This is a genomic window from Streptomyces sp. NPDC046335 (genome assembly GCF_055587985.1).
The window spans coordinates 117,503-131,930 of record NZ_JBVJFF010000012.1; the positions used below are offsets into that span (position 1 = coordinate 117,503).

The 14,428-nt window shown below is 71.3% G+C and carries 14 protein-coding genes; 6 read left to right on the forward strand and 8 right to left on the reverse strand.

Translation table 11 applies throughout. The features are described 5' to 3' along the window. Positions 1 to 122: 122 nt before the first annotated feature. Positions 123 to 476 (reverse strand): hypothetical protein, encoded by a 354-nt coding sequence (locus tag ACZ6JY_RS28610; protein WP_469200328.1) that lies wholly within the window; start codon positions 474 to 476, stop codon positions 123 to 125. 348 nt (positions 477 to 824) lie between these two features. On the opposite strand from ACZ6JY_RS28610, the gene ACZ6JY_RS28615 reads away from it, so the two are divergent. Together ACZ6JY_RS28615 and ACZ6JY_RS28620 are read left to right on the forward strand one after the other, a co-directional pair. Then, a complete protein-coding gene (locus ACZ6JY_RS28615) occupies positions 825 to 1,898 on the forward strand; it encodes a C40 family peptidase (RefSeq protein WP_469200330.1) in 1,074 nt (357 codons plus the stop codon). Positions 1,899 to 2,032: 134 nt separating this feature from the next. Next, a complete protein-coding gene (locus ACZ6JY_RS28620) occupies positions 2,033 to 2,683 on the forward strand; it encodes a hypothetical protein (RefSeq protein WP_469200332.1) in 651 nt (216 codons plus the stop codon). 37 nt (positions 2,684 to 2,720) lie between these two features. Here the strand turns inward: ACZ6JY_RS28620 and ACZ6JY_RS28625 are convergent, their stop codons facing one another. After that, positions 2,721 to 3,452 (reverse strand): LuxR C-terminal-related transcriptional regulator, encoded by a 732-nt coding sequence (locus tag ACZ6JY_RS28625; RefSeq protein WP_469200334.1) that lies wholly within the window; start codon positions 3,450 to 3,452, stop codon positions 2,721 to 2,723. After that, on the reverse strand, positions 3,449 to 4,738 hold the full coding sequence (locus ACZ6JY_RS28630; protein ID WP_469200336.1) for a PspC domain-containing protein: 1,290 nt from the start codon (positions 4,736 to 4,738) through the stop codon (positions 3,449 to 3,451). The genes ACZ6JY_RS28625 and ACZ6JY_RS28630 overlap by 4 nt, the downstream gene beginning before the upstream one ends. Positions 4,739 to 4,922: 184 nt before the next feature. On the opposite strand from ACZ6JY_RS28630, the gene ACZ6JY_RS28635 reads away from it, so the two are divergent. Both ACZ6JY_RS28635 and ACZ6JY_RS28640 read left to right on the forward strand, forming a co-directional pair. Then, entirely contained in the window at positions 4,923 to 6,287 is a 1,365-nt protein-coding gene (locus tag ACZ6JY_RS28635; protein WP_469200338.1) for a PspC domain-containing protein, read from the forward strand. Continuing rightward, positions 6,274 to 6,513, forward strand: coding sequence for a hypothetical protein (locus tag ACZ6JY_RS28640; RefSeq protein WP_469200340.1), 240 nt, complete (start codon positions 6,274 to 6,276; stop codon positions 6,511 to 6,513). The genes ACZ6JY_RS28635 and ACZ6JY_RS28640 overlap by 14 nt, the downstream gene beginning before the upstream one ends. Positions 6,514 to 6,534: 21 nt before the next feature. On the opposite strand, the gene ACZ6JY_RS28645 is transcribed toward ACZ6JY_RS28640, so the two are convergent. The 3 genes from ACZ6JY_RS28645 to ACZ6JY_RS28655 form a co-directional block, all read right to left on the reverse strand. Continuing rightward, positions 6,535 to 7,059, reverse strand: a complete 525-nt coding sequence (locus tag ACZ6JY_RS28645) for a DoxX family protein (protein ID WP_469200342.1) — start codon at positions 7,057 to 7,059, stop codon at positions 6,535 to 6,537. Positions 7,060 to 7,348: 289 nt separating this feature from the next. Further along, positions 7,349 to 8,614: a hypothetical protein gene (locus ACZ6JY_RS28650; RefSeq protein WP_469200813.1), complete on the reverse strand. Its 1,266-nt coding sequence runs from the start codon at positions 8,612 to 8,614 to the stop codon at positions 7,349 to 7,351. Positions 8,615 to 8,786: 172 nt separating this feature from the next. After that, positions 8,787 to 9,572, reverse strand: coding sequence for a class II aldolase/adducin family protein (locus ACZ6JY_RS28655; RefSeq protein ID WP_469200344.1), 786 nt, complete (start codon positions 9,570 to 9,572; stop codon positions 8,787 to 8,789). Positions 9,573 to 9,795: 223 nt separating this feature from the next. Here ACZ6JY_RS28655 and ACZ6JY_RS28660 point away from each other — a divergent pair, with 223 nt between their 5' ends. Next, positions 9,796 to 10,299, forward strand: coding sequence for a pyridoxamine 5'-phosphate oxidase family protein (locus tag ACZ6JY_RS28660; RefSeq protein WP_469200346.1), 504 nt, complete (start codon positions 9,796 to 9,798; stop codon positions 10,297 to 10,299). Between the two features lie 98 nt (positions 10,300 to 10,397). On the opposite strand, the gene guaA is transcribed toward ACZ6JY_RS28660, so the two are convergent. After that, on the reverse strand, positions 10,398 to 11,984 hold the full coding sequence (guaA, locus tag ACZ6JY_RS28665; protein ID WP_469200348.1) for a glutamine-hydrolyzing GMP synthase: 1,587 nt from the start codon (positions 11,982 to 11,984) through the stop codon (positions 10,398 to 10,400). A gap of 472 nt (positions 11,985 to 12,456) precedes the next feature. On the opposite strand from guaA, the gene ACZ6JY_RS28670 reads away from it, so the two are divergent. Then, the gene (locus ACZ6JY_RS28670; RefSeq protein WP_469200350.1) at positions 12,457 to 12,837 is read left to right on the forward strand and encodes a chorismate mutase; all 381 of its coding nucleotides are present in this window, start codon (positions 12,457 to 12,459) and stop codon (positions 12,835 to 12,837) included. Between the two features lie 749 nt (positions 12,838 to 13,586). On the opposite strand, the gene ACZ6JY_RS28675 is transcribed toward ACZ6JY_RS28670, so the two are convergent. Then, the gene (locus tag ACZ6JY_RS28675) at positions 13,587 to 14,330 is read right to left on the reverse strand and encodes a hypothetical protein (protein ID WP_469200353.1); all 744 of its coding nucleotides are present in this window, start codon (positions 14,328 to 14,330) and stop codon (positions 13,587 to 13,589) included. Positions 14,331 to 14,428 lie beyond the last annotated feature (98 nt).

Here is a 14,428-nt window from a genome sequence, read left to right on the forward strand (position 1 = left end):
TTGTTTCGCTTCCCCCCCCCCCCCCCCCCCCCCCACTCCCCCCCCCCCCCCCCCCCCCCCCCCCCCCCCCCCCCCCCCCCCCCCCCCCCCCCCGCGCGCGTATGCGGGGTCAATGCGACCGATCAGGTCCACAGCACGGCGATGAAGATGTTCGTCGTGGTCAGCAGCCCCACCGCGCCGAACACACCCTTGTCGATCTTCTCCTCGTCACGCTTCACATAGACCAGCGCGAGGATCACGATCAGCACGGCCATCTTGATGCCGATCTTGAGGTTGTTGACCGCGTTGTCGTCGGCCTGGTTGAGCCCCACCAGGACCACACCGGTGACGAGCATGGTCAGCGCACCATGCAGCATCGCGGGAACGAAGCGGGCCGTGCCCTGGCCCATCTGCTTCATCTGGGTCAGGAAGCCGCCCAGGAGGCAGGCGATGCCGATGATGTGCAGGGCGACGAAGAGATGGATGAGTACGTCCATGAGCCGGAGCCTAGCCCCCGCCTCTCACACCACTCACAGGCGGCCCTGTAGCACCTCCGCGGGCACCCGGGAGCTGTATCCGCCGCATCGGTCAGGGCCGTACGTAAAGGCCGCCCCGCCCGGAGTCCGGCGCGGACAGACCTGGTCGCCGTGTCGCCCACTTCCGACAGTTGCGCACAATCCGCTGCCAAGCCGTAACGGCCGCGCTTAGCGTCCTTCCCCAGGTGACCGGCTCCCCAATGCCGTCCGGCGACACGGGCGGCAGTCGGACACCACCGCCGAGAAAGGTCCGGCGGCGGTCCGCGCCCCCTGTGCGGGCCGCCGCCGGGCACGTGAGGAGCACTCTTCGTGGCAGCGCACCGCAAGCCCCGGCACCGCTCGTTCAGCGGCAGCACGGCCCGCACCGCCGCCACCCTCGCCCTCGCGGGAGCCGCGTCCGCGACCGCCTTCGACGGCACGGGCCACGCGGACCCGCAGCTCGGCCCCGCGGAGGTGAAGTCGAAGGTCGAGGCGCTCTACCAGGAGGCGGAGATCGCCACCGAGAAGTACAACGGTGCCAAGGAGAAGGCCGAGAAGGCGGAGAAGTCACTCGGCGAACTGCGTGACGAGGCGGCCCGCAGGACGCAGAAGCTCAACACCGCACGGCAGAGGCTCGGCTCCTACGTGACCGCCCAGTACCGCACCGGCGGCGTCGATCCCTCTCTCCAGCTCGCGCTCGCCTCGGACCCCGAGCAGTTCCTGGAGCGCGCCTCGCTCGCCGACCGGGCCGGCAGCCACCAGGCGGCCACGGTCAGCGGCGTGCGGAAGCAGCTACGGGGCATCGACCAGCTGCGCGGCGAGGCCGACGACCGCCTGGCCACCCTCCGCGCCCGCCAGGCGGAGCTGCGCAAACACAAGGCCACGCTCACCGGGAAACTCGGCGAGGCCAAACGGCTCCTCTCCCGGCTCACCGCCGAGCAGCGCGCGAAGGCCACGGGCGAGCAGCACGCCGAAGCCACGGGCGACGCCAACGGCCCCCGGGCCTCCCGCACGGACGCCCGGGACGCGACGGGCGCCGCGTCCGACGCCCCCAACACCCGAGCGGCATCCGCCGTCTCCTACGCGTACAAGGCGATCGGCAGCCCCTACGTATGGGGCGCCACGGGCCCCAGCGCCTTCGACTGCTCGGGGCTCACCCAGGCCGCGTACCGCGCGGCGGGCGTCTCGCTGCCCCGCACCACCTACGCGCAGATCGCTGCGGGCGAGCGCGTCCCCCGCTCCGGGCTCCGCCCCGGTGACCTGGTGTTCTTCTACCCCGGCATCAGCCACGTCGGCATCTACGTGGGCAACGGCCAGATGATCCACGCCCCCAACCCCAGCGCCGCTGTACGCCTGGCACCGGTCGACCAGATGCCGTTCGCGGGCGCGACGCGGGTGTCTTGACCCGGTGGTCCGGGCCCCGGCGGCCTGAGCGGGTGGCCTTGAACCGGCCGCGACGTGGAGTGATGCGAGGTGGAGTGATGCGAGGCGGCAGTGTGCGGCCGACGTCCCGAAAGCAGCCCCGTATGGTCGAGTGCATGCCTAGCCGTATGCTGCCTCCGCCCCCGCCTCCCGTGCATCTGCGCACCTGGCCGGACCGGCAGACACTGCTCACGGACCGGGGCCTGGCGCTGGCCGAGCTGCACAGGCGGCACCTCGGAGTGCACCGGCTGCTGATCCTCTGGCTGTGCGGACTCGGCGGCGCCATCGGCTGGGCGCTGCTCTCCCAGCCGCTCCAGCTCATCGAGGACAAGGACTCCTCGGTCTTCATCCTCGGCCCGGTCCTCGCGCTCCTCGGCCTCGCGGCGCTGGTCCCGGCGGTCATCGGCGTCGTCCTCGGCATCCGCCGCGACCGGCGGCTGCGCGAACTGACCGAAAGCTGGCTCGCCCTGGACAGCCATCCGCCGACCGACGCCCGGCTGCGCTCCCCAGGCCTCAGCCTCCTCTGGCTCCTGTCGTCCCTGGCCGTCTGCGCGCTGGGCCTGTGGGCGTCCTTCGCGGCAGCCGCCTACGCCGAGCCCGGCCGCGAGACGTACGCCGATGTCGCCTTCGGCATGGGCACGGGCCTCGTCATCTGGCTGACGGGCCTCCTGGGCACCGCGAAGGCCGCGGGCCACTACCGCTGGGCCGTGCGGAAGTTGGGCCCGCCCCCGGCTCCGGTGGCGGCGGCCGCCGAAGCCCACCGCTAGCCGGACGACGTCTGACCCTCCCCTGGCTCCGCGCCCCTCAGACCAGCCGCCGCGCCGTCGCCCACCGCGTCAGCTCATGGCGGTTGGAGAGCTGGAGCTTCCGCAGGACCGCCGACACATGTGACTCGACGGTCTTCACGGAGATGAAGAGCTGCTTGGCGATCTCCTTGTACGCGTACCCACGTGCGATGAGCCGCAGGACCTCTCGCTCGCGCTGGGTGAGGCGGTCCAGGTCCTCGTCGACCGGCGGCGCGTCGGTGGAGGCGAAGGCATCCAGGACGAAGCCGGCCAGGCGCGGCGAGAACACCGCGTCGCCGTCCTGCACCCGGAAGATCGAATCCACCAGATCGGTGCCGGTGATGGTCTTGGTGACGTACCCACGGGCGCCGCCGCGGATGACACCGATGACGTCCTCGGCGGTGTCGGAGACCGAGAGCGCGAGGAAGCGCACCGGTTTCTCCGAGTCCGCCATCAACGGCGCACAGCGGCGCAGCACTTCGACGCCCCCGCCGCCGGGGAGATGCACGTCGAGAAGGACGACCTCGGGCCGCGTGGCCGTGATGGTCGTGACCGCCTGGTCGACATCGGCCGCCTCACCGACGACCTCGACCCCGGTGCTGTCGGTCCGGCCGATCTCCGCCTGCACCCCGGTGCGGAACATCCTGTGGTCGTCGACGAGGACGACCCGCACGCGACGTCCGCCCGCACCGCCGCCCTCGTCCGAACCGGTCGGCTCCGCCGGCTCGTTCACCTCGGTCGCGTCGCTCATGTCGTCGCCGTCCTCTCCATTTCAAGCTCGACTTCCGTGCCGCCGCCGGGCACCGCGCGCAGCCGCGCCGTACCGCCGTTGCGCTGCATGCGGCCGATGATCGATTCTCGTACGCCCATGCGGTCGTCGGGCACGGATTCCAGATCGAAGCCGGGACCGCGGTCCCGGACGGACACGAACACCGTCTTCCCCTCGACTTCGGCGAAGACCTGCACCGCGCCGCCCTCGCCACCGTACTTGGCGGCGTTCACCATCGCTTCCCTCGCGGCCTGCATCTGCGCGGTCAGTCGCTCGTCGAGCGGGCAGTCGCCGACCACGACGACCTCGATGGGAACGCCGTGCTTGTCCTCGACCTCCGCCGCGCTGCGGCGGACCGCCTCGGCGAGGGTGTCGGGCTCCTCGTCCTCGTCCTTTCCGGTGCCCTCGGGGTTGTAGAGCCAGGCCCGCAGGTCGCGCTCCTGGGCACGGGCGAGGCGGCGCACCTCGCTCGCGCTCTCCGCGTTGCGTTGGATCAGGGTCAGCGTGTGCAGCACGGAGTCGTGCACATGGGCGGCGACCTCGGCCCTCTCCTGGGCGCGGATGCGCATCAGCCGCTCCTCCGAGAGGTCCTGCGTCATGCGGATGAGATAAGGGCCCGCGAGGAGGGCGATGCCGACGAGTACGGCCAGCGCGGCCTGCAGCACGGCACCCAGGTGCGCGGCCGAGCCCTGGAGCACGAAGATGCCGGAGACGCCGGCGCCGACCAGGAGGACTCCGGCCGCCGAACGGGCGAGCGTCAACATGTGCCGACGGCGGCCGACCGCCATCCAACGGGCCCTGCGGGCGTTGTCGGCCTGCCGCCAGACGAGGGCGACACCGGCGGCGACGAGCAGGGCGGGGACGACGTAGGCCTTGGTCGAGCCGTCCAGATTCACGTTGCCGACGAAGACCATGGCGACGATGACCATCGCGAGGAGCGCGACGATCTGTCCCTTGTCCGGCTTGCGCGCCACGAGTCTTCGCCGGCCGTCGGGCGAGGTCTCGGTCGTGACGGCCGCGGGCGGACGCTCGGCGTCGACACCGCCGATGCCGAGCGGGACGAAGAACCAGAATGCCGCGTACAGCAGAGCGCCGAGCCCGTCCGCCGTGGTCAGACCGACGAAGATCAGCCGCACCCAGACCACCGGCAGCCCGAGGTGCCCGGCGAGGCCGCGTGCGACGCCGCCGAGCCAGCGCCCGTCGCCGCTGCGGTAAAGCTTGCGCAGCGGTCGGACGGCGTCGATGGGCGGTGCGGCGGTTTCCGGCATGTCATCGATATTCACACGCGGGCGCGAGTGGGGGCATCAGGGTCGATCCCCGAGACTTCCCTGATCTCGGCCCCCGGCCCGCGCCTGTCAGGGACCGTGTCCGGAACGTCTCAGGGGCGATATCAGGGTTCGGCCAGGGTTGTCCCGACTGCCGCGGCGGGCCCACGGCCGTCACCATGGACACATGACAGATCAGCAGCCCGCCGAGACGGAGACCGAGGCCGCCATCCACGACGCCCTGCGCGATGCGTATGGCGCACTGGGCGACCCCGCGGGCGGTCATGGGCCGGGGCCGGCCGGGGAGGAGCGGAAGTTCCGCCGCGACCGCCGGCACAAGAGATTCGGCGGTGTGTGCGCGGGACTCGGCCGGCACTGTGACATGGATCCGGTGATCTTCCGCATCGGTCTCGCGGTCCTCGCGATCACGAGCGGGCTCGGTCTGGTCTTCTACGGCTTCGCGTGGCTCTTCGTCCCGTACGAGGACGAGGAGGAGAACGAGGCCCGCAGGCTCCTCTCCGGCCGGGTCGACGGCCAGGCTCTGACCGCCGTGCTGTTCGCGCTCGTGGGCTGCGGAGTCTTCCTCACCCTGTTGAACAATGGCGGGGCGCTGACGTTCGCCGCCGTTCTCACCCTGCTTCTCGCGGGCGCGGGGTACTGGTCGCAGCAGCGCGGGGCCCTCGCTCCCGACCCGGTCGCGGCGCAGGCCGCGGCGGACGCCCCACCCGAGGCGAAGGCGCCCCCGGTCACGTACAGCCCCTCCTGGTGGCGCGACCCCATAGTGAAGGACGGTACGCACGACGGGGTCTCGGGTTACTTCTGGGGCCCGCAAGGTCTGGACATCCACTATGAGCCGACGGGTCACCACCAGGGCGTGCCCAGAGCAGGGGCCGCACCCACTCGGCCGCCCACGCCCCGCGGGCCGCGCTGGATCGGCGGCTGGGTGTTCCTGCTCGCGCTGCTGGCCGGCGGTCTCGGCACCGGGCTGACCTGGGAAGACCAGCCGCTCGGCACGTCCTTGCAGACAGGTCTGGCCTGTGCGCTCGCGGTGTTCGGCCTGGGCATCGCCGCCAGCGCCTTCCTGGGACGCACGGGGGCGGGATCGATCGTGCTCGCGGTCCTCACCGCCGGGCTCCTCGCGGCCACGGCGGCTCTGCCGAAGAACATCACCACGCACTATGCCCGCACGGACTGGATACCGAGCACGGCGGCGGACGTCCGCCCCCAGTACGAGGTAGGTCTCGGGTCGGGCAAGCTCGACCTACGCAAGATCGATCTCGGCAAGGGCCAGACGCTGGAGACCAGCGCCGATGTCGGCATGGGCGACCTGCGGGTGATCGTGCCGAAGGACGTCACTGTGCGGCTCGACGCCAAAGTGGGCGTCGGCGACATCGTGTTGCCGGGCGACAAGGGCACGGACCTGGACGTCGCTCCCGGCAGGGAGAAGAAGGTGACGCTGGAGCCGTCCTCGGGCGGCAAGGACGGCGGCACGCTCGATTTGCGGCTCGAAGTAGGCGTCGGACAAGCGAAGGTGACCCGTGCTACGTCATGAATCACACCCGGGCAAGCTGGTGGCGGGCCTCTCCCTGCTGGCGGTCGCCGTTGTGTACGTGGGTGACGCCGGAGGCGCCTGGGAGGCGCCGTGGTTCGTCGCACTGCCCATGGTGATGGCGGGGCTTCTCCTCGCGGGCGTGGCGGCGGCGATCCATGGCATACGCCCGCGCGGCGCGGCCCGCCCGAGCGGCCGCCCCCGGTCCGGCCGGGAGCCGCGCGGCTGAGGGGGCGAGGGGGCGTCGCCGCTAGCGAGGCCCGAGGACGTCCCTGCGGCGGCCGGCGAGCATGGCGTCCACGGAGAGGACGGAGGCCCCGGCGAGCACCAGCGGCAGCCATGCCATCAGGTACGCCAGGTCGTTGCCGTAGTAGTAGGGCTCGGTGGACCAGCTGACGGTCAGCCACAGGCTGAGCGAGATCAGCGCACCGCCCAGTGCGGCGATGCGGGTGAAGAGGCCGATCAGTGTGCCGATGCCGACGGCCAGTTCGCCGAAGGCGATGGCGTAGCCGAAGCCGACGGGGTTCTTCAGGGAGAGGTCGACCAAGGCGGGGATCGCGGAGATGTCGCGGAGGTCGGTCATCATCTGCCCGATCGATCCCACGCCGCTCGCCCGCATGAAGGCGTCGTCGGTGAGCTTGTCCAGACCGGCGTAGATGAAGGTGACGCCGAGGAAGATCCGCAGGGGGACCAGAGCGTAGCGGGAGGCGGTCGTCCGCCGGCCGTCGCGCCTGGCGTAGTGGGTGTGGCTGTCCGTCCGCATGCCGTGAGCCATGGCTCTCGCCGCCTCTCCCGTCGACCCGTCACCTGACCATACGGAGAAGAAGGGGCCGTTGCTCACCCGTGTGCGACGGATTGCACGACATCTTGCGCGGAGTCTTGCACGACAACGTTCGAAAACTTGAGGGGAGGAGACCTGTGATGCTTCAGCCGAGGGGAGTCGGCCGATGGCTGAGTCGAGCGGGCCGAGCGGGCCGAGCGGATCGCACAGGCCGCACAGGCCGCACAGGCCGTTCGGATCACGCGGGTCGAGAGGCCCGGCTGGGCCGGGTGGGCGGACTGGTTCAGTCCGTGACGTCGATCGTGACGCGGTTCGTCTCGATGCCCGCGGCCGTGATCACCTGGACGTCGACGCGGCCGGGTTCGACGTCGACGGGGACGGGCACGGTCAGCGTGGCATCGGTCGGGTTGGTGAAGCCGCCCGACACGGGCACGAGGGGCACATGGACGTGGACCGCGCCGATGCGGACGACCATGCGGGCCAGCCGGTCCGCGTCCCCCGCGCCGGGAGGCACGAAGCCGGCGCCGCGGATCTCGATGTCGTCGCCCGTGCGGATCGGTGCGTCGAGGTCACCGGCCTCACGGGACCGCACCACGGAGAGGATCACAGGACGGCCGCCCTCGGAGTACTTCCCCGCCAGATACGTCGCGGCCGACACGAGGACGAGCAGCCCGAGCCCCCAGGGCAGATCGGGCAGCTCGTCGGGCCGACGCGCGAGGCGTACGGCGGCGAAGATCACGGCGACGGCGCTGACCAGGACGTACTGCGTGTCGGCGAAGCTGCCGCGGCCCGCGTCGTCGGTGAGCGGATCGGCGGCCCGCGGCCGGTCGGCGGGCACCTTCTGCAGCCGTTGGCCGAGGACCCGCAGGCTGACGACCCTGCGTACGAGGACGGCGACCCCGCACACCACGGCGAGGACGGCCACCATCGCGGCGGCCCGTTCCAGCCCCAGCCCGGCGATCACCTCGTCCCGCTCGCCGGGCCCCGAAGCCACGGCCAGCCGGCCCGCGAGGACGAGCACCGCGAAGACGACGAGGAGCACCCAGCAGGCGGCTACCGCACGCGAGGTGGAGAGCCGGTTGTCCTCGCCGATCACCGGTGCGAGGACGCCGCCGCGCTCCCGGTGGACGTATGCCGCGCCGGTGAGCAGCCCGCCCACCAGCAGGGCGGCGATGAGTCCGGCTGTGCGCGCGGCGGTCCAGCCCGTGCCGATCGCGGTGAGCGCCTGGACCAGGAGGAGGACAGCGAAGGCTCCCCAGACGACGCCAAGGGTGCGCGTCCACAGGCGCCGCAGCCAGGCCTCGCCCCCGGCCCTGCCGCGTTCGGCGACGTCCCGAGCGGATTGTGTCAGCTCGTCCGACACCCACTGCCGGGAAGCGCCCGCCGAGTGGGCGACGGCCGCGGGCAGGCCTTCGCCGGCCGCCAGTTCGTCACGCTTGGCGAGGAACGCGGCCACGGCCAGCCGGTGCCCCTCGCGTGCGCCGTGCGGGCAGCCGCCGCACGTGCAGCCGCCTCCGTGCGCGCCCTGTCTCGCCTCCTGCACCGCCACCGCGTACGCCGCCTTCCCCACCCTCGCAGCCCTTCTGGCTGCTTATGAACTTCTGCGCGAAACAAGGGAATTGTGCCGCACTGAGGGGTGCCCGCACTCCACGGGTCAGGTCAGCGGGGGTGAAGGGGCGGGCGCGGCGTTGACGGCGGGCGGAGGCCGGCTGGCCGCGGGGTCAGGCCAGCAGGTCGGGCTCGCTGCGGCTGATGTCCTGCCACAGGGACTGGTAGTTGATCCACGCGACCAGATCGCTGCCGAGTTGCTCTCGGGTCTGCACCGCTCGCTTGTGGCCGATGAGCACCGGACGGCCCGCGGCCCGCGCGCTGAGCTGCACCTGGCAGGAGCGCTCCAGGGAGATGAACCACCAGGCCGCGGCGTCGACGGAGTCGCCCACGGTGAGCAGGCCGTGGTTGCGCAGGATCACCGCCTTGTGGCCGCCGAGCGCGGTCGCGATGCTGCGCCCCTCCTCGGCGTCCACGACGACTCCCGTGTAGCCGTCGTACAGCGCGTGGCTCTCGTAGAAGGCGCAGGCTTCCTGCGTGATGGGGTCAAGGAGTTCGCCGAGCGTGGAGAGCGCGCGGCCGTGCAGGGAGTGGCAGTGCGCGACGGCGACGACGTCGGGCCGCGCCAAGTGGGCCTGGGCGTGCACGGTGAAGGCGGCCTGGTTGACGTGGTGGCGCCCCTCGACGACCTGCCCGTCGGCGTTGGCGAGGACGAGGTCGCCGACGGTGATGTGCTTGAAGGGCATGCCGAACGGGTTCACCCAGAAGCAGTCCGTGTGCTCCGGGTCCCGCGCGGTGATGTGCCCGGAGACCCCGTCCTCGTACCCGAGCCGCCCGAAGATCCGCAGCGCACCGGCGAGCCGCTCCTTGCGGTGCCGCCGTTCGTCCTCGACGGAGTCGTGCACGGGCGGCATCGCGAACTGCAACCGCTCGACGGGTATGGGTGTGGGCGCCTGCATGTGTCCTCCGTCTCTGGCTGTACGAGGCGGAAGGTACCGGTGGTAAGTGCAGGTGAACAGAGCGGCGAAGATCAAGGATTCACAGCGGTCAAAGACGACACAGGGTGTCGGGTATCGGCGGGAGACTCGGCGCATGGCGTTCAACCGGAAAGATCTCGACACGAAACTTGGCAGAAAAGACGTCGACACAGCCGACACGACACACACGGCGCACGCGACACACATGACGCACACAGCCCACACGGCGGAGCCGGTCGGCTGGGGGGCCTTCGTCGCGGCGGAGCCGGAGTTCGCGGCGACGGTCGAGAGGCGCTTCGGCGCGTTCGTCCACCACACCCTCGCCACACTCCGCAAGGACGGTTCGCCGCGCACGACGGGGCTCGAAGTGCGTTTCCTGCACGGCGAGTTGTGGCTCGGCATGATGCCGGGCTCCCTCAAGGCGCTGGACCTGCGCCGCGATCCGCGGTTCGCACTCCAGGCGAACCTGGGTTCCGACACGGAGATGGCCGACGGGGACGTCCGGGTCGCGGGCCGTGCGGTCGAGGTGCGGGACCCGCAGCTCATCGCGCGCTATGCCGACACGGTGCACCCGCCGGACCCGGACGAGTTCCATCTTTTCCGTGTCGAGCTGACGGAGGTGGTCCGTACGCACATCGAGGACGGGAAGTACCTCGCGGTGCAGGTGTGGAAGCCGGGTGCTCCGCTGCGGACGACGCGACGCACCTGAGAGGGCCTGTCGGTCCCGCCGGCCGGCCGGGTGACGCGAAAGAACGGTGCCGCCCGCCTCGCGGGAGGCGGACGGCACCGTTCATGGCAGGAGGGAGGTCACTCCCACTCGATGGTCCCCGGCGGCTTCGAGGTCACGTCGAGCACGACGCGGTTCACGTCGGCGACCTCGTTGGTGATGCGCGTCGAGATCTTCGCGAGGACCTCGTAGGGCATGCGGGTCCAGTCGGCCGTCATGGCGTCCTCGGACGAGACGGGGCGCAGCACGATCGGGTGGCCGTAGGTGCGGCCGTCGCCCTGGACGCCGACGCTGCGGACGTCGGCGAGCAGGACGACCGGGCACTGCCAGATCTCCCGGTCGAGACCGGCTGCCGTCAGTTCCTCGCGGGCGATGGCGTCGGCCTCGCGGAGGAGGTCCAGGCGCTCCTTGGTGACGTCGCCCACGATGCGGATGCCGAGGCCGGGGCCGGGGAACGGCTGGCGCTGGACGATCTCGTCCGGCAGGCCGAGCTCGGCGCCGACCATCCGGACCTCGTCCTTGAACAGCTTGCGGAGCGGCTCGATGAGCTGGAACTCAAGGTCCTCGGGGAGGCCGCCCACGTTGTGGTGGGACTTGATGTTCGCGGTGCCGGAGCCGCCGCCGGACTCGACCACGTCGGGGTAGAGCGTGCCCTGGACCAGGAACTCCACGGGCTGGTCGCCCGGCGCCTCGGCGATGATCTCCGCCTGGGCCTGCTCGAAGACGCGGATGAACTCGCGCCCGATGATCTTCCGCTTCTCCTCGGGGTCGGAGACACCGGCGAGGGCGTTCAGGAACCGCTCGGCGGCGTCGACGACCTTGAGCTTGACGCCGGTCGCGGCGACGAAGTCCTTCTCGACCTGCTCGGTCTCGCCCTTGCGCATCAGCCCGTGGTCGACGTACACGCAGGTGAGCTGCGAGCCGATGGCCTTCTGCACGAGCGCGGCGGCGACGGCGGAGTCCACGCCGCCGGAGAGACCGCAGATGGCGCGCTTGGTGCCGACCTGCTTGCGGATGGCGGCGACCTGCTCGTCGATGACGTTGCCGGTCGTCCAGTCGGGCTTGAGGCCGGCGCCGCGGTAGAGGAAGTGCTCGAGGACCTGCTGGCCGTGCGTGGAGTGCATCACCTCGGGGTGGTACTGCACGCCGTACAGCTTCTTCTCGTCGTCCTCGAAGGCCGCGACGGGTACGACGTCCGTGGACGCGGTGACCGTGAAGCCCTCGGGCGCGGCGCTGCACGCGTCGCCGTGCGACATCCACACGGACTGGTCGGTCGGGGTGCCCTCGAAGAGGGTGGAGTCGCCCTTGGAGACGGCGAGCGGCGTACGTCCGTACTCACGCGCGCCGGTGTTGTCGACCGTGCCGCCGAGGGTGGTCGCCATGAGCTGGAAGCCGTAGCACATGCCGAAGACGGGGACGCCGGCCTCGAAGAGGGAGCGGTCGACGGTGGGCGCGTGCTCCGCGTACACCGAGGAGGGGCCGCCGGAGAGGATTATCGCCGCGGGCTTCTTGGCGAGCATCTCGGCGACGGGCATCGTGCTCGGCACGACCTCGCTGTAGACCCGCGCCTCACGGACGCGACGGGCGATGAGCTGGGCATACTGCGCTCCGAAGTCGACGACCAGAACGGTGTCGGGAGCGGCGGCAGCGGGGGGCGCTGATGGCACGGCGGCGGCCTTCCGGCGTTGAGCGGTGAGCGAGAGGCTCAGTGCGTGAGCAGGGGGTCTGTTTTGTCGATTCTACCGGGCTCGACGGGGGCACCCTCGTCGCATCCGACGACCCTCGCCGCCAGAAGGTGACACCGGACGACGACGAGAGACGACGACAAGAGACGGCGATCAGGACAGAGGGGGTTGCGGAGGGGGCTCACGGCTCCGGGTGTCTCAGTATCCGGGCCGCCCGCCGGGGCCGTTTGACCGCGCGCGGGACGGTGGGGGCATACTGACTCCGTGACCAAGCGCTACGACTTCCTCTTTACCTATGGCAACCGGCCTGCCGGCTGCCATGGTCGAGCTGCTTGATCACCTGACAAGCGACTTACCGGGCGCCCCGGGCCGACAAGGCCCGGGGCGCTTCGTTGTATCCGGACCTTGCCGCTCCGGGGCTCTCCGGCCGAACCGAACCCCCGAGGAGCCTCCGATGACCACGACCACCGCCTCCGCCATCGCGCCCGCCGCCGTCGCGCCCGCCACCACCACGACCGCCTCCGCCGCCACGGCCACTCCAGTCACCGCCGGTAAGGCCGCTGCCGACAGGACCGGCGCGCGTACGCCCGAGGCCGTCGGCACGATCGAGAACGCGCGGGAGCGGATCGACGCGCTCGACGACCGCATCATCGGTCTCGTCCAGGAACGGATGGCCGTCTCGGCCGTCATCCAGGAAGCCCGCATCACCTCGGGCGGGCGGCGCGTGAACCTCTCGCGCGAGATGGAGATCCTCGGTCACTACAGCGACGCGCTCGGCAAGCCCGGCACCGCGCTCGCGATGACGCTCCTGGAGCTGAGCCGGGGCCGCGTCTGAGGCCGGGGCCGCGTCTGATGCCGGGGGGCCGCGTCTGGCCGTCCGCCCCAGGGCGAGGACTCCTGCCGGTCACCGTCAGCCCCGCCGACTCCCGCCGGCCCCCGGCGGCAGAGCGCCGTCAACCTGAGTTCGGATCGGCTCTCACCCGTACGGCGCGTGACCGGTTCCGGGCGGGCTTCGTTGGTCCCGGTGTCCGTGTCAGCCAGGGGCGGGCCCGCAAGAACCACGCGTGGCTCCGCTGGAGCGATGAGGCGCACGGATCGTGTCCGTGCGCCGTGGGACCTCGCTTCAGTGACGTGACCGGACGGCAGGGGACAGCAGCCCGGTCACCCATGAGAACGGTCGGCTCCGGGGACGCCCGGGGCCGGCCGGCCTCCGCCCGGCGCGAGCCTCGGCCCGTCACCCCGGCCCGTCACCCCGGCCCGTTTCGCGGGAGAAACGGTCGAACAGAAGCGGTCGAAACGGTTGCGCCCCCAGTCGGCCATCGAGCACGATGCGTACGAGGAGGGCTTTCCGGCCTCCGTCCACATCTTCATTGCCAATGGTCGAGACCACGCGTGCGCCCCTAGTGCGCCGGGTCGGCCACCTCGCGCAGTACACCGCGCGCAACCACTCCGCGCACGGACCAGCGGCGCAATTCCCCCGGCGCCGCCCCGCGGCACCGACGCTGCCCTGACGTCGGTGCTGACAGCGGAGGGCCCCGCGGATCCGTCCCGCGGGGCCCTCCGCTCTGCCGTGGCCTCCGGCGGCTACAGCTTCTCGAGCTTCGCGACCTGCGCCTCGACGACCTTCTCGGGTACGCCGAACTTCTCCGGCTTGAGCAGGTTGATCGAGTAGAAGGCGGCGAGCGTCGAGCCGCTGCGCACGACGGTGAAGCTCATCGGCGTCTTCTGGCCCTCGATGAGGCCCACGACCTTGTACGAGACAGCCTCGTCGCCCAGCTTCGGGGCGGTCAGGGCGGCGACGTCGCTGTACTTGGAGTCGGCGTGCTCGTAGGCCTTGCACTTCTTCGTGGCGGTACGGAGTCCGGCCATGACCTTCTCGGCGTCGGCCTGTTCGTGCGCGAGCAGGGCGAGCGAGATGACCGTGGCGTCCAGCTCGTCCGGGCCGGTCATGGTGCGGCCGACGCGGGCCGCGGCCGTCGGGGCGCTGGCGAACATGAACATGTCGGCGAACGGCTGGCAGTCTGCCGGGTCGGCGGGCACGGTCTGCTCGGGCATGTCCGCCGCGGAGAGCTTCTCGACCTCGTATCCCTTGAGGTCGCCCTTGGCGAGCACGGCCTTCTCCAGGTCGGCGGAGGAGAGCGAGTTCTTCTTCTCCGGCTCCGGCTCCGGCTTGGGGTCGTCCTGCTGGGCCGACTTGGCCGGTTCCGACGGCTTCTTGCCGTCACCGGAGTCGCCGGAGCCGCCGGAGTCGCCGCCGCACGCCGCGGTCAGGCCCAGCGTGACCGTGACCGTAGCGGCCACGATGGCCCGGGACACAGTTGACTTCACGTTCTTCTCGCCTTCAGTTCGCATCCTGCGGGTTGCAGGCCCCCGCCCGAGGCGAATAAAAGCGGCTGACACGCCGACTTTGCCAGTGATTTGCGTAA

Excerpts from the sequence above, each read along its gene's own strand:
- ACZ6JY_RS28625 (WP_469200334.1), bottom strand. The coding sequence starts at position 3,452 with ATGAGCGACGCGACCGAGGTGAACGAGCCGGCGGAGCCGACCGGTTCG.
- ACZ6JY_RS28620 (WP_469200332.1), top strand. The coding sequence starts at position 2,033 with ATGCCTAGCCGTATGCTGCCTCCGCCCCCGCCTCCCGTGCATCTGCGC.
- ACZ6JY_RS28630 (WP_469200336.1), bottom strand. The coding sequence starts at position 4,738 with ATGCCGGAAACCGCCGCACCGCCCATCGACGCCGTCCGACCGCTGCGC.
- ACZ6JY_RS28660 (WP_469200346.1), top strand. The coding sequence starts at position 9,796 with ATGACGCACACAGCCCACACGGCGGAGCCGGTCGGCTGGGGGGCCTTC.
- ACZ6JY_RS28655 (WP_469200344.1), bottom strand. The coding sequence starts at position 9,572 with ATGCAGGCGCCCACACCCATACCCGTCGAGCGGTTGCAGTTCGCGATG.
- ACZ6JY_RS28645 (WP_469200342.1), bottom strand. The coding sequence starts at position 7,059 with ATGGCTCACGGCATGCGGACGGACAGCCACACCCACTACGCCAGGCGC.
- ACZ6JY_RS28610 (WP_469200328.1), bottom strand. The coding sequence starts at position 476 with ATGGACGTACTCATCCATCTCTTCGTCGCCCTGCACATCATCGGCATC.
- ACZ6JY_RS28635 (WP_469200338.1), top strand. The coding sequence starts at position 4,923 with ATGACAGATCAGCAGCCCGCCGAGACGGAGACCGAGGCCGCCATCCAC.
- ACZ6JY_RS28670 (WP_469200350.1), top strand. The coding sequence starts at position 12,457 with ATGACCACGACCACCGCCTCCGCCATCGCGCCCGCCGCCGTCGCGCCC.